Annotated in this window: 12 protein-coding genes; 6 read left to right on the forward strand and 6 right to left on the reverse strand. The window is 71.6% G+C overall.

Features of this window, described 5'->3' with window-relative positions; genetic code table 11:
* Window positions 1–184 precede the first annotated feature (184 nt).
* From ACZ52J_RS10965 to ACZ52J_RS10975, 3 genes are all read right to left on the reverse strand, one after another.
* Complete coding sequence (locus tag ACZ52J_RS10965; RefSeq protein ID WP_465617588.1) at window positions 185–3,931, reverse strand: multifunctional oxoglutarate decarboxylase/oxoglutarate dehydrogenase thiamine pyrophosphate-binding subunit/dihydrolipoyllysine-residue succinyltransferase subunit; 3,747 nt, start codon at window positions 3,929–3,931, stop codon at window positions 185–187.
* A gap of 233 nt (window positions 3,932–4,164) precedes the next feature.
* Window positions 4,165–5,352, reverse strand: a complete 1,188-nt coding sequence (locus ACZ52J_RS10970) for a sensor histidine kinase (protein ID WP_360498556.1) — start codon at window positions 5,350–5,352, stop codon at window positions 4,165–4,167.
* 93 nt (window positions 5,353–5,445) lie between these two features.
* On the reverse strand, window positions 5,446–6,180 hold the full coding sequence (locus ACZ52J_RS10975) for a response regulator transcription factor (protein ID WP_360498557.1): 735 nt from the start codon (window positions 6,178–6,180) through the stop codon (window positions 5,446–5,448).
* Window positions 6,181–6,743: 563 nt separating this feature from the next.
* On the opposite strand from ACZ52J_RS10975, the gene ACZ52J_RS10980 reads away from it, so the two are divergent.
* The 4 genes from ACZ52J_RS10980 to ACZ52J_RS10995 all read left to right on the forward strand — a co-directional run bounded on the left by ACZ52J_RS10980 (window position 6,744) and on the right by ACZ52J_RS10995 (window position 12,072).
* Window positions 6,744–7,529 (forward strand): rhomboid-like protein, encoded by a 786-nt coding sequence (locus ACZ52J_RS10980; protein ID WP_465617590.1) that lies wholly within the window; start codon window positions 6,744–6,746, stop codon window positions 7,527–7,529.
* A gap of 267 nt (window positions 7,530–7,796) precedes the next feature.
* A complete protein-coding gene (gene lon, locus ACZ52J_RS10985; RefSeq protein WP_465617592.1) occupies window positions 7,797–10,205 on the forward strand; it encodes an endopeptidase La in 2,409 nt (802 codons plus the stop codon).
* A gap of 56 nt (window positions 10,206–10,261) precedes the next feature.
* Window positions 10,262–10,840, forward strand: coding sequence for a GtrA family protein (locus tag ACZ52J_RS10990; RefSeq protein WP_465617594.1), 579 nt, complete (start codon window positions 10,262–10,264; stop codon window positions 10,838–10,840).
* 17 nt (window positions 10,841–10,857) lie between these two features.
* Entirely contained in the window at window positions 10,858–12,072 is a 1,215-nt protein-coding gene (locus ACZ52J_RS10995; RefSeq protein WP_465617596.1) for an ROK family transcriptional regulator, read from the forward strand.
* A gap of 141 nt (window positions 12,073–12,213) precedes the next feature.
* On the opposite strand, the gene ACZ52J_RS11000 is transcribed toward ACZ52J_RS10995, so the two are convergent.
* Entirely contained in the window at window positions 12,214–13,254 is a 1,041-nt protein-coding gene (locus tag ACZ52J_RS11000) for an ABC transporter permease (protein ID WP_465617598.1), read from the reverse strand.
* 126 nt (window positions 13,255–13,380) lie between these two features.
* Here ACZ52J_RS11000 and ACZ52J_RS11005 point away from each other — a divergent pair, with 126 nt between their 5' ends.
* Window positions 13,381–13,830: a MarR family winged helix-turn-helix transcriptional regulator gene (locus ACZ52J_RS11005; protein ID WP_465617599.1), complete on the forward strand. Its 450-nt coding sequence runs from the start codon at window positions 13,381–13,383 to the stop codon at window positions 13,828–13,830.
* A gap of 245 nt (window positions 13,831–14,075) precedes the next feature.
* Window positions 14,076–15,572, forward strand: a complete 1,497-nt coding sequence (locus tag ACZ52J_RS11010; RefSeq protein WP_465617780.1) for an MDR family MFS transporter — start codon at window positions 14,076–14,078, stop codon at window positions 15,570–15,572.
* A 110-nt stretch (window positions 15,573–15,682) separates the two neighbouring features.
* On the opposite strand, the gene ACZ52J_RS11015 is transcribed toward ACZ52J_RS11010, so the two are convergent.
* Together ACZ52J_RS11015 and ACZ52J_RS11020 are read right to left on the reverse strand one after the other, a co-directional pair.
* Entirely contained in the window at window positions 15,683–15,931 is a 249-nt protein-coding gene (locus tag ACZ52J_RS11015; protein ID WP_360498572.1) for a hypothetical protein, read from the reverse strand.
* A 26-nt stretch (window positions 15,932–15,957) separates the two neighbouring features.
* The gene (locus ACZ52J_RS11020; protein WP_360498574.1) at window positions 15,958–17,130 is read right to left on the reverse strand and encodes an inorganic phosphate transporter; all 1,173 of its coding nucleotides are present in this window, start codon (window positions 17,128–17,130) and stop codon (window positions 15,958–15,960) included.
* Window positions 17,131–17,441: the final 311 nt, after the last annotated feature.

Here is a 17,441-nt window from a genome sequence, read left to right on the forward strand (position 1 = left end):
GGCATAACCTATCGATCCGTCAGGATCCCGTGCACCGGGGCTCTGGTTTGGTTGCAGAGCTGGGACCTTGGCATGGCCCGGCGGTGAAACGGTTCTCCCCGAAACGACGCGGCCCCCGCTCTCCCGGGTGGGAGAGTGGGGGCCGCGTCGTTTCGGTGCGTCAGGGCACCGGAGCCTCAGGGCGTCAGAGCGAGAAGACCTCTTCGATCAGCGCCTGCTGCTCGGCGATGTGCCGCTTGGCCGAGCCGACCGCCGGGGACGAGGCCGTCGTGCGGGCGACGCGGCGCAGGCGGGAGCCGCCGGCGCTGCGGCCGATGGCGACCTGCAGGTGGTCGACCAGGTTCATCGCGATGAACGGCCAGGCACCCTGGTTGTCCGGCTCCTCCTGCGCCCAGACGAACTGGACGTTGTCGCCGTAGCGGGCCAGCTCCTCCTGGAGCTCGGCCACCGGCAGCGGGTAGAGCCGCTCGACCCGGACGATCGCGGTGTCGGTGACGCCGCGCTCGGTGCGGGCCGCCTCCAGGTCGTAGTAGAACTTGCCGGCGGTGATGACCACCTTGCGGACCTGCGCCGGGTCGACGGTGGTGTCGCCGATGACCGGGCGGAACGAGCCGGACAGGAACTCCTCGGTCGCACTCGCCGCGGCCTTCAGACGCAGCATCGACTTCGGGGTGAAGACGACCAGCGGCTTGTGGTGCGGGTTGTGCGCCTGCCAGCGCAGCAGGTGGAAGTAGTTCGACGGCAGGGTCGGCATGGCGACCGTCATGTTGTCCTGCGCGCACATCTGCAGGAAGCGCTCCGGGCGGGCGGACGAGTGGTCCGGGCCCTGGCCCTCGTAGCCGTGCGGCAGCAGCAGGGTGACGCCGGAGTGCTGGCCCCACTTCTGCTCGGCGGAGGCGATGTACTCGTCCACCATGGTCTGCGCGCCGTTGACGAAGTCGCCGAACTGCGCCTCCCACATGACCAGCGCGTTCGGGCGGGTCAGCGAGTAGCCGTACTCGAAGCCCATGGCCGCGTACTCCGACAGCAGGCTGTCGTAGACGGTGTAGCGGGCCTGGTCCTCGGTGAGGTACTGCAGCGGGGTGTAGTCCTCGCCGGTCTTGCGGTCGATCAGGACGGCGTGCCGCTGGCCGAAGGTGCCACGGCGGCTGTCCTGGCCGGCCAGGCGGACCGGGTGGCCCTCCATGAGCAGCGAGCCGATGGCGAGGGTCTCGCCCATCGCCCAGTCGATGGTGTTGTCCTCGACCGAGCCGGCGCGGCGCTGCAGCTGCGGCAGCAGACGCGGGTGGACCGTCAGCCAGTCCGGGTGGTTGACCTGGGAGGCGGCGATCCGCTTGACCATCTCCTGGGAGATGCCGGTCTGGATGGAGACCGGGAAGTCGGCGACCGGCTTGCCGGCGGTGGCGTCGGCCGGCGCCTGGGCCGCGTCGCGGACCTCGGCGAAGACCTTCTCCAGCTGGCCCTGGAAGTCCTGGAGCGCCTGCTCCGCCTCTTCCATGGTGATGTCGCCGCGACCGATCAGGCCCTCGGTGTACAGCTTGCGCACCGAGCGCTTCTTGTCGATCAGGTCGTACATCAGCGGCTGGGTGAACGACGGGTTGTCGGCCTCGTTGTGACCGCGGCGGCGGTAGCAGATGAGGTCGATCACCACGTCCTTGTGGAACTCCTGGCGGAACTCGAAGGCGAGCCGCGCGACGCGGACCACGGCCTCCGGGTCGTCGCCGTTCACGTGGAAGATCGGGGCCTCGATCATGCGGGCCACGTCGGTGCAGTACATCGAGGAGCGCGAGGACGCCGGGGCGGCGGTGAAGCCGACCTGGTTGTTCACCACGACGTGCACGGTGCCGCCGGTGCGGTAGCCGCGCAGCTGCGACATGTTCAGGGTCTCCGCGACGACGCCCTGGCCGGCGAAGGCCGCGTCGCCGTGGATCTGGATCGGCAGCACCGGGAAGGTGGTGCCGCCCTGGTCCAGGATGTCCTGCTTGGCGCGGGCGATGCCCTCGACGACCGGGTCCACGGCCTCCAGGTGGGAGGGGTTCGCGGCGAGCGAGACCTTGATGGTCTCGCCGTCCAGGCCGGTGAAGGTGCCCTCGGCGCCCAGGTGGTACTTGACGTCGCCGGAGCCGTGCATCGACTTCGGGTCGAGGTTGCCCTCGAACTCGCCGAAGATCTTGCCGTACGGCTTGCCGACGATGTTGGCCAGCACGTTCAGGCGGCCGCGGTGGGCCATCCCGATGACGGCCTCGTCGATGCGGTGCTCGGCGGCGGCGTCGATGGTCGCGTCCAGCAGCGCGATCAGCGACTCACCGCCCTCCAGCGAGAAGCGCTTCTGCCCGACGTACTTGGTCTGCAGGAAGGTCTCGAACGCCTCGGCCGAGTTCAGCCGGCGCAGGATCCGCAGCTGCTCCTCGCGCTCGGGCTTCGAGTACGGCTTCTCCAGGCGGTCCTGCAGCCACTTGCGCTGCTTCGGGTCCTGGATGTGCATGTACTCGATGCCGACCGTGCGGCAGTACGTGTTGCGCAGCAGGCCGAGGATGTCGCGGAGCTTCATCATCTTCTGGCCGCCGAAGCCGCCGACCGCGAACTCGCGCTCCAGGTCCCACAGGGTGAGGCCGTGCGTGGTGACGTCCAGGTCGGGGTGCTTGCGCTGCTTGTACTCCAGCGGGTCGGTGTCGGCCATCAGGTGACCGCGGACCCGGTAGGAGTGGATCAGCTCCATGACGCGCGCGGTCTTGTTGACCTCGTCGTCGTGGGTGGTGGCGACGTCGGTGGCCCAGCGGACCGGCTCGTACGGGATCCGCAGCGACTCGAAGATCTCGTCGTAGAAGCCGTTCTCGCCGAGCAGCAGACGGTGGATCTCGCGCAGGAACTCGCCGGACGCCGCGCCCTGGATGACGCGGTGGTCGTAGGTCGAGGTCAGCGTCATGATCTTGGAGACGCCCAGGCGGGACAGGGTCTCCGGGGCGGAGCCCTGGAACTCGGCCGGGTACTCCATGGCGCCGACGCCGACGATGGTGCCCTGGTTCTGCATCAGGCGCGGCACGGAGTGCACGGTGCCGATGCCGCCGGGGTTGGTCAGCGAGACCGTGACGCCGGTGAAGTCGTCCATGGTCAGCTTGTTGGCGCGGGCCCGGCGGACGATGTCCTCGTAGGCCTGCCAGAAGCCGAAGAAGTCGAGCGTCTCGGCCTTCTTGATGGCCGCGACGACGAGCTGGCGGTCGCCGTTCGGCTTGACCAGGTCGATGGCCAGGCCGAGGTTGACGTGCTCCGGCTTGACCAGGAAGGCCTTGCCGTCCTCCACCTTGTAGCTGTGGTTCATGCCCGGGGCGGCCTTGATGGCCTGGACCAGGGCGTAACCGATCAGGTGGGTGAAGGAGACCTTGCCACCGCGGGCGCGCTGCAGGTGGTTGTTGATGACGATGCGGTTGTCGATCAACAGCTTCGCCGGCACGGCGCGGACCGAGGTGGCGGTCGGCACCTCCAGCGAGGCGTCCATGTTGGTGGCGACGGCCTTCGCCGGGCCGCGCAGCTGGACCAGTTCGGGTCCGGCGGTGGCGGCGGGCGCGGCCGCGGCCGGGGCGGCGGCCTTCGGAGCCGGGGGCGCGGCGGGCGCGGCGGCGAGCGGGGCGGCAGCCGGCGCCGGAGCGGCCTGGGCGGCCGGTGCGGCGGGGGCGGTCGCGGCCGGAGCAGCGGCGGCGGGCGCGGGGGCAGCGGCAGGGGTCGGCGTGGGGCCGGCCTGGGTCGCGGCCTGGGTCACTGGGGTCACCTCGGTACCGGGCTTGTAGTCGGCGAAAAAGTCCCACCAGGCTCGGTCGACCGAGTTCGGGTCCTGGAGGTACTGCTGGTAGATCTCGTCGACGAGCCACTCATTGGGGCCGAAGCCTGTGGAGCTAGCCGAGCTGTTGGGGGTTTCAGGGGACTGTGGCGACACGGCGGCAACCGCCCTCTTCCGCTTCCTTTTGGGATGTTTGGACAGCGGGGATTAAGGCTACGCCCCTGACCGGTGATCGCGCAGTCCCCGGGGGCCAGGCGTCGTCCAGATCACAGTCCTGACCTGCACTTTGGCTGAAAAAGTGCGTTAGAAAGCCGTATCTGCAGGGAAGCGATCGGCCCCGAACTGCGTCTATATCCGGATGAAACCGGACAAAGACCTGCGGAAATCCTCTAACGATCTTCGTATGCGTCTGTGTCGGATCTGTGACAAATGTCCCGGCCGTCGTCCTGACGCTGCCCGGGCAGGCGGACCTCGATCCGGCAGCCGCTCGGCGACTCGGCCACCGCGATCCGTCCGCCGTGCAGCTCCACCGCCCAGCGGGCGATGGCCAGGCCCAGGCCGGTGCCGCCGTCCGCGCCCGCTCCGGACGCGGTCGCGGTGCCGCTGCGGCTGAACCGCTCGAAGACCCGGGTGCGGTCGGCCAGGGGGATGCCCGGGCCCTCGTCCTGGACCTCCAGCAGCAGGGCGCCGTCCTCGCCGCCGGGGCGCGCGCGCACCGTCACGGTGCCGCCGGGCGGCGAGTGCTTGCAGGCGTTGTCGACCAGGTTGGCGACCACCTGGTGGAGCCGTTCCGGGTCCGCCACGCCGGTCAGGCCGGCCGGACTGACCTCCAGGGCCAGCCGGACGTCCCCGCGCCGGGAGAAGGCCCCGCCCGCCGTCGCGCCGTCCACGGTGACCCCGCGCAGCACGCCGTCCAGGAACTCGCGCACCTCGAAGGGGCGGGCGTCCAGGTCGACCACGCCGCCGTCGATCTTGGAGAGGTCGAGCAGGTGGGTGACCAGGCGGCCGAGCCGCTCGGTCTGCTCCAGCGCGGCCCCCAGGGTCGCCGGATTGGGCTGGACGACGCCGTCGACCACGTTCTCCAGGACGGCGCGCAGCGCGGCGATCGGCGTGCGCAGCTCGTGCGAGACGTTGGCGACCAGCTCGCGGCGGTGCTGGTCGGCGGCCTCCAGGTCGGCGGCCATCCCGTTGAAGGCGGCCGCCAGTTCGCCGATCTCGTCGCGCGAGCTCACCTCGACCCGGCGGCTGTAGTCGCCGGAGGCCATCGCGCGGGCGGCGTCCGTCATCTCGCGCAGGGGGGCGGTCAGCCCGTGCGCGAGGAACTGCATGAAGAGCAGCGAGGCGATCATGGAGAAGACCATGATGATCCGGATCTGGGTCTCGGACCTGATCGCCACGACCACCATCCCGGTGGCCAGGAACACGGAGACGATCACGAGCAGGGCGAGTTTGCCCTTGATCGAGCGGACCGGGTCGAGCGGCCGGATGTCGGCCCAGACCCGGCGGGCGGCACGGACGGCCAGCGGCTGCGGCCGCGCGCCGTCGGATTCCCCGTTGCGTTGCTGTGGAAAGGTCATTGGTCCCTGTGGTCCCGCGTGTGTCCCCCGCGTGGTGGCACGGCGTCGATCGGGACACGGGCCCCCCGGTGGCCCGTCGCCCGAGGCTCGCCGTCAGGAGAGCGGGGCCTCCAGTGCGTACCCGACACCGTGCACGGTGCGGATCCAGCTGGCGCCGATCTTCCGGCGCAGTGCCTTGACGTGGCTGTCCACGGTGCGGGTGCCGGACGCGTCGGTCCAGTCCCAGACCTCGGCCAGCAGCTGCTCGCGGGTGAGCACCGCGCGCGGCTGGGCGGCCAGGCAGGCGAGCAGGTCGAACTCGGTCGGCGTCAGGTGGACGTCGCCCGAGGCCAGCCGGACCCGGCGCTGCACGTGGTCGATCTCCAGTTCACCGAAGCGCAGGCTGCCGAGCGCGGGTGTCCGGGCGGCCTGCTGGGCGCGCTCGACGCGGCGCAGCAGCACGTTGACCCGGGCGGCCAGTTCGCGCATCGAGAACGGCTTGGTCATGTAGTCGTCCGCACCGACGCCGAGGCCGACCAGCAGGTCCGTCTCGTCGTCGCGCGCGGTCAGCATCAGTACCGGGACCGGGCGTTGGGCCTGGATCCGGCGGCACACCTCCAGGCCGTCGAAGCCGGGCAGCATGATGTCGAGGACGACAAGGTCCGGCTGCCAGGTGTGGAAGCCGTCGACCGCGCCGGGGCCGTCGTGGGCCACGGCGACCTTGAAGCCCTCCGCACCCAGTCGGGCCGCGATCGACTCGGCGATCGTCGGCTCGTCCTCCACCACCAGCACTCTGCGTTGGCTGCTCACCGTGCCGCCGGTGTGGTTGTCCTGCTGAATTTCTGTCACGGTCACGCCACCGCCCCCAGGGCTGCGGGCCGGCCACCTGTGGGGATGGCGGGGCTCCGCTCGTAGTCTTGTTCCGTCGTGGACTGTGCCGGGTCCGCCGTCCCGTTGCGTGATCGGGAGGCGAGGACGGATTTGTCGGCCGCCCACTTCTCCCGCGCACTTCGCAGCGTACGGACAGCGGATGCTTTCCGGCAGGTGGACCGGACGTTTCCGGCCCGTGGGCCGGCCGTTCCGGCCGCCCGCGGACCCACTGCACGAGTGGGCACGGGCCGATACCTTACCCGGCGATTTTTCACTGCGTAACGGTACGTATGCAGTCGAGTTGACATCAAGTCGCCGGTCAGAGGCCCTACTGACGCGTTAATCGGGAGAAGGTCTGGACCAATGCCTGGAATCCGGCACTCCGCTGCGGCGACGGTCTTCACCGGCTTTTCCCAGGTGCCTCCCAGAACCTCGACGTACCGTGGGCACGACAACACCCGACCGGGCGGAATCCGTGGTGCGCGCCGGTACGTTGGGCACCGGGCGGGAGCCGGTGGCTGCGGGTGTGGAGCGGAGGCGGCATGGCGGGACTGCGGCAGGGTGCCGACGGGCGCGTGCCCGCGGGAGCGCCGTACGGAATGCTCCGGCACGGCCTGCGCGCCGGCGCCGTCCAATGGCTGCTGGACCGCGTTCCCACGCCCCGGCGCAACCCCTTCACGCTCGGATACCTCGCGGTCGTGGGCGCCACCACGACCTTCGCGAAATTCGCCGATCCGGAACTCGTGCAGCGACTGCAGGAAGCTTCCAGCTCGGACGGCCACAACCTGCTGCAGCACCCTTTGCGTGCCCTGGTCCTGAGTGGTTTCTGGGTGGCCGGCGAGGTGTGGATGCCCTATCTCTGGGGATTCGCGTTCACCCTCGCGCCACTGGAGCGCAAGGTCGGGTCCGCCCGGGCGGCGGCGGTCTTCGCGGTCGGCCACGTCGCGGCCACCCTGCTCTCCCAGGGCGTGGTGATCATCGCGGTGGAGACCGGGCGGATGGCGCCCGAGGTGATGGACCACCTGGACATCGGGGTCAGCTACGGCGTGCTCGCCTGCCTGGGCGCGGTGGCCGGGCTGCTCTCCTGGCGCGGGCGGCTGCTCGCGCTGGGCGGCGCCGGGCTGATGATCGCCGAGCAGATCGCCTCCGACAAGGACGTCGTCACCGCGGTGGGGCACCCGGCGGCGGTACTCACCGGGGTGGCGCTGTGGCGCTGGCTGCGCCGCACCGAGCGGCGCCCGCCCCGGCTCCGTCCGGCCGCGGCGACGGTCGGCGGCGCCGTGCCCGCGCCCGCGCGCGGCGGGGCCCCCGTGCGGGCCGTGCGCTGAGGTCCGCGCGCCGAAGTCCACTCCGGGCTCCGCGGGCTCCGCGGGTTTCTCCGGGCTCTCCGTGCTTGACGCTCCCTTCGCGTGCCGAGGGTTTCCCAGGAATCACTCAGCGCTCTTTTCACGTTCTTTTGACGGCCCGCCCGCGGCCCCGTCCGCGGGCCTTCCCGGCCGGATCGTGTTCGCTCACGGCGAACGAAGTCCGGGGAACATCCGGCGCCCGCCAGGCCTTAGTCAGGTCGACTCAACTTCACTGACTGGGGAGAGATCATGGCATCGACGTCCACTCCGCTCACCCTGCCCGTGCTGCCGCTGGACGACGAGGTCGTCCTGCCGGGCATGGTCGTCCCGCTGGACCTGAAGGACACCGAGGTCCGCGCAGCGGTCGAGGCCGCCCGGGCCGCGGCCGCCGGCGGCACCAAGCCACAGGTCCTGCTGGTCCCGCGGGTGGACGGCTCGTACGCGGCGGTCGGCACGCTGGCCACCGTGGAACAGGTCGGCCGGCTGGCCGATGGCCCGGGCACGATCGGGCAGCCTGCCGCGCTGGTGCGCGCCGTGCGCCGGGTCCGGATCGGCGTCGGCACCACCGGCCCCGGCGCCGCCCTCTGGGTGGAGACCACGCCGTTCCGGGAGTCCTCGGTGGGCACCCCGGTGGCCGGCCGGGCCGCCGAGCTGGTCAAGGAGTACAAGGCGCTGTCCACCCAGTGGCTGCGCAAGCGCGGCGCCTGGCAGATCGTGGACCGGGTGGCGCAGATCGAGGGCGTCGGCGAACTCGCCGACAACATCGGCTACGCGTCCTTCGCCACCGCCGAGCAGAAGCTCAAGGTGCTGCTGGAGGCCGACCAGGTCGCCCGCCTGGAGTACGCGCTGACCCTGCTGCGCGACCACCTCGCCGAGGAGGAGGTCAACGACACCATCCGCAAGGACGTCGAGGAGGGCGTGGCCAAGCAGCAGAAGGAGTTCCTGCTCCGCCGCCAGCTGGACGCCGTCCGCAAGGAGCTGGCCGAGCTGAACGGCGAAGCGGCCGACGAGGAGGGCGACTACCGCGCCCGGGTCGAGGCCGCCGACCTGCCCGAGAAGGTCCGCGAGGCCGCGCTCAAGGAGGTCGACAAGCTGGAGCGCGCGTCCGACCAGTCCCCCGAGGGCTCCTGGATCCGCACCTGGCTGGACACCGTCCTGGAGCTGCCCTGGAACGAGCGCACCGAGGACGCGTACGACATCGCCGGCGCCCGCGCCGTGCTCGACGCCGACCACGCCGGCCTGGCCGACGTGAAGGAGCGCATCGTCGAGTACCTGGCCGTCCGCAAGCGGCGGTCCGACCAGGGGCTCGGCCTGATCGGCGGCCGGCGAGGGGGCGCGGTGCTGGCCCTGGTCGGCCCGCCCGGCGTCGGCAAGACCTCGCTCGGTGAGAGCGTGGCCCGGGCCATGGGCCGGAAGTTCGTCCGGGTGGCGCTCGGCGGCGTCCGGGACGAGGCCGAGATCCGCGGCCACCGGCGCACCTACGTCGGCGCCCTGCCCGGCCGCCTGGTGCGGGCGATCAAGGAGGCCGGCTCGATGAACCCGGTCGTCCTGCTCGACGAGATCGACAAGGTCGGCTCCGACTACCGCGGCGACCCGGCCGCCGCCCTGCTGGAGGTGCTGGACCCGGCGCAGAACCACACCTTCCGGGACCACTACCTGGAGGTCGAGCTCGACCTCTCCGACGTCGTCTTCCTCGCCACCGCCAACGTGCTGGAAGCCATCCCCGAGCCGCTGCTCGACCGGATGGAGCTGGTCCGGCTGGACGGCTACACCGAGGACGAGAAGGTCGTCATCGCCCGCGACCACCTGCTCCCGCGCCAGCTGGAGAAGGCCGGCCTCGGCGGCGAGCAGGTCAGCGTGGACGAGACCGCGCTGCGCAAGCTCGCCGGGGAGTACACCCGCGAGGCCGGCGTCCGGACCCTGGAGCGCTCGATCGCCCGGGTGCTGCGCAAGATCGCCGCACAGGCCGAGCTGGGCGAGCGCGAGCTGCCCGCCACGGTCGGCGCCGCGGACCTGCGCGCCCTGATCGGACGCCCGCACCACGTGCCGGAGTCCGCCCAGGAACCGGCCGAGCGCCGCACCGCCGTCCCCGGCGTGGCCACCGGCCTCGCGGTGACCGGCGCCGGCGGCGACGTCCTCTATATCGAGGCCTCGCTGGCCGACGCCGAGACCGGCGGCACCGGGCTGACCCTCACCGGGCAGCTGGGCGACGTGATGAAGGAGTCCGCGCACATCGCGCTCTCCTTCCTGCGCTCGCGCGGAGCCGAGCTGGAACTGCCGGTCACCTCGCTGCGCGACCGCGGCGTGCACCTGCACGTCCCGGCCGGAGCCGTCCCCAAGGACGGGCCGAGCGCCGGCATCACCATGACCACGGCGCTGGCCTCGCTGCTCTCCGGCCGCAAGGTGCGCACCGACGTGGCGATGACCGGCGAGGTGTCGCTGACCGGGCGGGTTCTGCCGATCGGCGGGGTGAAGCAGAAGCTGCTCGCCGCCGACCGAGCCGGGGTCACCACGGTGATCATCCCCAAGCGCAACGAGGCCGACCTGGACGACGTCCCGGCCGAGGTGCTGGAGCGGCTCACCGTCCACCCGGTGGCGGACGTCCGCGAGGTGCTGAAGCTGGCGCTGGAGCCGGCCGAGGTGCTGGTCGCCGTCTGATCGGCGAACCGCTGGTCCGAGGGGCCGACGGCATCTCCGCGTGCGAGACTGCGGAGATGCCGTCCCCCACGCAGCGCGCGCTGGCCCGGGTGCCGGACCGGCTGCGCCCCTTCCTGGTGCGGCACCGCCGGCTGGTGAAGTTCCTGCTGGTCGGGGGCTCCTGCTTCGTGCTCACCATGGCGATCAACCTCCAGCTCAAGTTCACCGTGCTGCAGCACAAGCCGGTGATCGCGCTGACCATCGCGACCGTGATCGCCACCGTCGTCTCGTACGTGCTGAACCGCAGCTGGGCCTTCCGGGCCGGCGGCCGGCAGCGTGAGGCCCTGCTGTTCTTCCTGGTCAGCGTGGTGGCGATCGGCGTCAACGACGTACCGCTGGCGATCTCCCGCTACGTCCTGGACCTGCGCGAGCCGTACATCAGCTCCTTCGCCCAGGAGGTCGCGGACTTCCTCAGCGGCATGGTCGTCGGCACCTTCGTCGCGATGCTGTTCCGCTTCTGGGCGATGCAGCGGTGGGTCTTCACCCGGCTCGCCGAGCACCCCGCCGAGCACCCCGGGGCCGAGGCCGCTCTGGTGAGGGCGGTGCCCCCGGAAGCCGGTTACGCTGCACCCGAGATGCCACGGGATGTGCCGTAAGGGGCGAGGTGAGCCTGATGCACGAACCGGACGGTGTCCGGACCGGGCCCGCCAGCCAGCAGGGCATGCGCCGGGCCAACCTGGCCCTGGTGCTCGGAGTGATCGCGAGCGGCCCGCGCTCGCGCGCCGAAGTGGCCGCCGAGACCGGACTGACCAGGGCCGCGGTCTCCTCGCTCGCCGAACAGCTGATCGCCGGCGGCCTGGTGGTCGAGGAGGGCCCCGCCGCACCCAGCGGCAAGGTCGGCCGCCCCGGCACCGCGCTCGGACTCAACCCGCTCGGGCCCGGCGGCCTCGGCGCCGAGATCGGTGTCCGGCACCTGGGCGCCTGCGTGGTCGACCTGCGCGGGGAGGTCCGCGCCGTTCGGCGTCAGGAGATCTCCAACCACGGCCGGGCACCCGCCGCCGTCATGGCCGACCTCGCCCGGCTGCTGCGCTCGGCCGTCACCGAGGCGGGCCTGCGCCCGGCCGGACTCACCCTGGCCGTCCCCGGCCTGGTCGGCGAATCCGGCGCGGTGCTGCAGCGGGCCGCCAACCTGGGCTGGCAGGACGTCCCGCTGGCCGCCGAACTGCGCGCCGTGCTGCGACCGGCCGCCGACGGCCTGGCCGAGCTGCCGGTCGAGGCCGACAACGAGGCCAACCTCGGCGGACTGGCCGAGCACTGGCTGGGCGACGGGGCGGAGGACTTCCTGTACGTCTCCGCCGAGGCCGGGGTCGGCGCGGCGATCATCGTCGGCGGGCGCCTGCTGCGCGGCGCGCGCGGCCACGCGGGCGAGTTCGGCCATGTGCCGGTCCACCCCGCGGGCCGCCGCTGCGCCTGCGGGGCGCACGGCTGCCTGGAGCAGTACGCGGGCGAGGCGGCGGTGCTGCGGGCGGCCGGCCTGACCGGCGCCCGGGGCGACTGGGTGACGCTGCTCGCCGACCGCGCCGAGGCCGGCGAGGAACCGGCCCGCGCGGCCCTGGCCGGCGCCGGGTCGGCGCTCGGCATCGCGGCCGCCGGCGCGGTCAACCTGCTGGACCCGGCCGAGGTCGTGCTGGGCGGCGGCTACGCCCGGCTGGCACCCTGGCTGCTCCCCGCCATGCGCGCCGAACTGGCCGCCCGGGTCACCGTCCGGCCGTGGGCCGAGGACCGGCTGACCGTCTCCCGGCTGGGCCGCCGCGGCCCGCTGCTGGGCGCGGCGGTGCGCGTCGTCCGCGCCATCGTCGCCGACCCGGGGCTGCTCGCGGGCGGCTGACCCCCGGCTGGGACCACCCCGCCCGGAACGGGCCGCGCCCCGGTGCCCGGTGCCCGGAGCCCCGGTGCCGGAACGGGCCGAGCCCCCGGCCGGTGGGGCCGGGGGCTCGGTGCGGTGGGGGAGGACCGGGCCTCGGTGGCGTCAGGCCTCCGCGGCGGCGGGCTCGCGCTGCTCGGCGCGGGGGCCGCGCAGGACGGCCAGGAAGGCGATGCCGATGCCGACCAGCGCCCAGAGCACCAGGACCAGGATCGGCATCCCCAGGTTGGTCGAGCCGAAGTAGGCGATCGACTTGGTGGCGCCGGTGCCGGCGCCGTTCGGGATCACCGAGCCGATGGCCCGCCAGAACGGCGGCATCATCGGTGCCGGGTAGACGCCGCCCGCGCTCGGGTTGCCCAGGACGACGAAGACCAGCACCGCGAGGCCGATGCCGATGATCCCGAACAGGCACTGCAGCGCCATGGTGAAGGCGCCGACCGAGAAGACCACCAGGGCGCCGATGGCGGACAGGGAGAGGATCGAGCCGGGCAGCGCGTCCAGCACCGGTCCGGCGATGACCGTGCCGCCGATGCCGGCCGCGATCGAGTAGAGCGCCAGGACGCCCAGGCGGATCAGCAGGCGGTTCGCGTTGGCCGGCTTGGAGCCGGCGCTGATGCCGAGGATCGAGGCGACCAGGTAGCCGCCGACGCACCAGCCGATCACCAGGTAGAAGGAGGAGAGGCCGTTGGTGTCGCCCTTGGCGAGCGGCACGACGTCCTGGACCTTGACCGTACGGCCCTGGGTCTGGTCGATCGCGGTGGTGATGCTCTCGGCGGCCTTGGCCGCGGACGGACCGCGGGCGCCGCCGACCAGCAGGGTGTCCTCGGTGCCGTTCGGGTTCACGACCCACGCGGCGTAGATCTTCTGGTCCTTGATCTGCGCGGTCGCGGTCTCGGCGTCCGGCGCGGTGACGGCCTTGACGGCGTCGTTCGGGACCCCCTCCAGTGCCCCGATCAGCTTGGGGGCGACCTGCGGCGGGGCGACCACCGCGATGGAGAGGTTGTGCGGGGCGGGCTTGTGCAGCGCCCCGATGTAGGAGGTGATGAAGCCGAGCTGGAGCAGCAGCACTCCGATCACGAGCAGTGCCGCGCGCGGGGTGACCGCGCTCTTCAGTTCGGCGACGAAACCCTGCCCTGGGGCTGCCATCCACATCTCCTTGCGTATCGGGGAAAAACGGATCTTCCAGAACCAATACTTCATACCATGAAGTAGTTGGGTTGTCGTACCTCCCGTGTCGGATTCCGGCCGGTGCCGCTGGGCGATACTGGCGCGGTGAGCGACGAGGAAGCCCTGGTGGCGGTGGAGCGCGAGGTCGCGCTGATGTTCCGGCGGGGCCGGGCCGGAGTGGCCGAACTCTCACGCCGGGTGCACCCCGGACTGGAGGGCATGGCGTACAGCATGCTCGGCTACATCGAGCAGGCCGGCCGGGTCCGGGTGACCGACGTCGGCGTGCACTTCGCGGTGGGCAAGGCGACGGTGAGCCGGCAGATCCGCGCGTTGGAGGAACTCGGCCTGGTGGCCCGGGAGGCGGACCCGCTGGACCGCCGGGCCGCGCTGGTGTCGCTGACCGAGGACGGGCGACGGCGCTTCCTGGCCGCCCGGGACGTCCGGATGCGACGGGTGCGCGAGGTGATGGGCGGCTGGTCGCCGGAGGACGTGGTCCGCTTCGGGGAACTGCTGCACCGCTTCAACGACGTCCTGGGGGAGCCGGCGGCCGATTGAGCCGGGTGCCCGCTGAGCCGGGTGCCCGCTGAGTCGGGCGGCTGCGAGGGTGTGACCGGGGCCCGCGGTGCGGGCCTTTACTCGACCTTGAAGAAAGTTGCCTAATTCAACCATTTAGGCCTATGGTTGCTTAAGGCAACGAAGTTTCATGATGCGCGTATCCCGCACGCCTGCGCCGAAGGACCCAGATGACCGTGACCACCGAGGCCGCGAGCGGCACCGCCGCCGCCGCCGACAACCAACAGATGACCCACCGGCAGGTGATGGAGGCGCTCTCCGGCCTGCTGCTCGGCCTCTTCGTGGCCGTGCTCTCCTCGACCGTCGTCTCCAACGCCCTGCCGCACATCCTGGCCGACCTGCACGGCGGCCAGTCCGCCTACACCTGGGTGATCACCGCGGCCCTGCTCACCCTCACCGCCTCCACCCCGATCTGGGGCAAGCTCTCCGACCTCGCCAGCAAGAAGCTGCTGCTGCAGATCGCCCTGCTGATCTACATCGCGACCTCCGCGCTGGCCGGGCTCTCGCAGAACACCGGTGAACTGATCGCCTGCCGCGCGCTGCAGGGCGTCGGCGCGGGCGGTGTCGTCGCGCTGGGCCAGATCTGCCTGGCCGCGATGGTCCCGCCGCGCGAGCGCGGCCGGTACAGCGGCTACTTCGGCGCGGTCTTCGCGCTCGCCACCATCGGCGGCCCGCTGATCGGCGGCGTCATCGTGGACACCTCCTGGCTGGGCTGGCGCTGGTGCTTCTACGTCGGCATCCCGTTCGCGCTGGCCGCGATCCTGGTGGTCCAGCGCACCCTCAAGCTGCCGGTGGTCAAGCGCAAGGCGAAGATCGACTACCTCGGCGCGCTGGTCATCACCGCCGCGGTCAGCCTCCTGATGATCTGGATCACGCTGGCCGGCAAGAACTACGCCTGGCTGTCCTGGCAGACCGCGGCCATGGTCGGCGGCGGCCTGCTGCTGGGCGCGCTGGCCATCGTGGTCGAGCGCCGCGCCGCCGAGCCGATCATCCCGCCGGACCTCTTCAGGTACCGCACCGTCACCCTGGCCGCCATCGCCAGCGTGCTGGTCGGCGTCGGGATGTACGGCGCGACCACTTTCCTCAGCCAGTACTTCCAGCTGGCCCGCGCCAAGTCCCCGACCATGGCCGGCCTGATGACCCTGCCGATGATCCTCGGCCTGGCCGTCTCCTCCGCCGTGGCCGGCCGGCTCATCACCAAGTACGGCAAGTGGAAGGCCTACCTGGTCGCCGGCACCGCGCTGCTCGCGGTCGGCTTCGGCCTGCTCGGCACCGCCCGGGCCGACACCGACTACGTGCTGCTCTCCGTCTACATGGCGATCACCGGCGTCGGCCTCGGCCTGACCAGCCAGAACCTGGTGCTCGCGGTGCAGAACACGGTGCCCCGGCACGAACTCGGCGCGGCCAGCTCGGTGGTCACCTTCTTCCGCACCATGGGCGGCGCGATGGGCGTCTCCGCGCTGGGCGCGCTGATGACGAACAAGGTCGGCCACTACCTGGCGGAGAACCTGGCCGCCGCGCACATCCCTGCCGGACACGCGGCGGCCGGTGGCGGCATCCCGGACCTGCACAAGCTGCCGGCTCCGATCGTCCCGCTGGTCACGGACGCCTTCGGCCACGGCGTCGGAACCGTCTTCCTGTGGGCCGCCCCCTTCGCGGCACTGGCCTTCGTCACCGTGCTGTTCATCCGGGAGACCGTGCTGAAGACCACCCAGGAGAACTGACCGGCCAGGAGGACCTGCGGCGGGACAGCCGACCGGCAGTCGGGATACGCGAACGGGCCGGGGAGTGCGCAGGCACTCCCCGGCCCGTTGCGTCGGGCTTCGTACGGCCGCTAGTGGCCGGCGATCAGCATCAGTCCGTAGCCGACGGCCGCGGCGCAGACCGCGAAGCAGGCGTACGCGCCGGCCAGGGCCAGCTTGCCGCCGCCCGAGGCCGGGGCGCCGCCGTCACGGGCGGTGCTCAGCGCGGCCTCGCGGCGGGACAGCGCCAGGATGCCGAGCGCGAAGACGGCGACCACGGCGACGGTGATGCCGAAGCTGAAACCGGCGGTCTGGGCCAGGGCGTTCCACTTGATGTGCATGGTGAGTGCTCCTCAGCCGGCGGCGCTCAGGCCGCGACCGTGGTCGAGGCGGGGGTGGGGACGTTCGTGGTCGCCACGGTGGGGACCTCGACCGGCGTGACGTCGTTGACGTTGTCCGCGCCGACCGGCTGGCGGCGGGAGAGCAGCCACATCGCGCCCGAGCCGGCCACCAGCGCGGCGCCGACCACGGCGACGCCCCAGCTGCCCTGACGGGCCAGCAGGGCCGCGCCGCCGGAGACCAGGCCGGCGGCCGGCAGGGTCAGGCCCCAGGTGTAGACCATGCGGCGGACCATGCTCCAGCGCAGCTCGCCCTTCGGGCCGCCGAGGCCGGCGCCCATGATGCCGCCGGAGCAGACCTGGGTGGTGGAGAGGCCGAAGCCCATGTGCGAGGACGTCAGGATGACGGTCGCGGCGGCCGACTCGGAGGCGAAGCCCTGCGGCGGCCGGATGTCGGCCAGGCCCTTGCCCATCGAGCGGATGATCCGCCAGCCGCCCATGTAGGTGCCGAGCGCGATCGCGGCACCCGCGGAGACGATCACCCAGGTCGGGGGCAGCGCGCCGTGCGGCAGGGCGCCGACCGAGACCAGGGTCAGGGTGATGATGCCCATCGTCTTCTGGGCGTCATTGGTGCCGTGCGCCAGCGAGATCAGCGAGGACGAGAAGATCTGGCCGGTCTTGAAGCCCTTCTCGGTGGCCGCGGCGTTGCCCTTGCGGGTGATCGCGTAGGCCAGCTTGGTGGCGCCCCAGGAGGCCAGGCCGGCGACGAACGGGGAGGCGACCGCCGGGATGATGATCTTGGTGACCACGGTGTCGAAGTTGACGCCGTTCATGCCGACGCCGACGATCGTGGCGCCGATCAGGCCGCCGTACAACGCGTGCGAGGAACTGGACGGCAGGCCGCGCAGCCAGGTCAGCAGGTTCCACAGGATCGCTCCGGCCAGTGCGGCGAAGATGATCTCGGGGTGGACCCCGGCCTTCTCGTTGACGATGCCGCCGGAGATGGTGGTGGCGACCTTCACGGACAGGAACGCGCCCGCGAAGTTGAGCACGGCCGCGATGGTGACCGCGACCTTCGGACGAAGGGCCCCGGTCGCGATCGCGGTGGCGGCCGCGTTGGCGGTGTCGTGGAACCCGTTGGTGAAGTCGAAGGCGAGCGCCGTGATGATCACAACGGCTACCAGGAACGAGATGTGTTCCATACCCAAACAATCGTCGTAGTTGTCGCACGGACGTTGGTGACGTTCGCGACCGTAGGTCTACTTGGTAAACGGAAGGTTAACTGAGCCGGGACTCGTGGTTCCGATGGTTGACTGATGGTGATCAGAAGCTTTCTACAGGGTGACTTCGGCCCCGCTGAACTGGGCATTGGCGAAGAACACCCCGGTTCGACCGGGTTTGCTGAGAGCTGTCTCACACATCAATCGAGAATTAACCTCCCAGTCCGCGTGCGCCCTGTTTCCGACGAGTAACCCGTGGGAGGATCTGCGGGATCCGGGAGGCCGGGACAGGG

This window comes from Kitasatospora sp. NPDC034035 (assembly GCF_055575755.1).

Coding starts and splice junctions, on each gene's coding strand:
- ACZ52J_RS10970 (WP_360498556.1), bottom strand. CDS start 5,352: ATGACCTTTCCACAGCAACGCAACGGGGAATCCGACGGCGCGCGGCCG.
- ACZ52J_RS10980 (WP_465617590.1), top strand. CDS start 6,744: ATGGCGGGACTGCGGCAGGGTGCCGACGGGCGCGTGCCCGCGGGAGCG.
- ACZ52J_RS10995 (WP_465617596.1), top strand. CDS start 10,858: ATGCACGAACCGGACGGTGTCCGGACCGGGCCCGCCAGCCAGCAGGGC.
- ACZ52J_RS11000 (WP_465617598.1), bottom strand. CDS start 13,254: ATGGCAGCCCCAGGGCAGGGTTTCGTCGCCGAACTGAAGAGCGCGGTC.
- ACZ52J_RS11010 (WP_465617780.1), top strand. CDS start 14,076: ATGACCCACCGGCAGGTGATGGAGGCGCTCTCCGGCCTGCTGCTCGGC.
- ACZ52J_RS11020 (WP_360498574.1), bottom strand. CDS start 17,130: ATGGAACACATCTCGTTCCTGGTAGCCGTTGTGATCATCACGGCGCTC.
- lon (WP_465617592.1), top strand. CDS start 7,797: ATGGCATCGACGTCCACTCCGCTCACCCTGCCCGTGCTGCCGCTGGAC.
- ACZ52J_RS11015 (WP_360498572.1), bottom strand. CDS start 15,931: ATGCACATCAAGTGGAACGCCCTGGCCCAGACCGCCGGTTTCAGCTTC.
- ACZ52J_RS10990 (WP_465617594.1), top strand. CDS start 10,262: ATGCCGTCCCCCACGCAGCGCGCGCTGGCCCGGGTGCCGGACCGGCTG.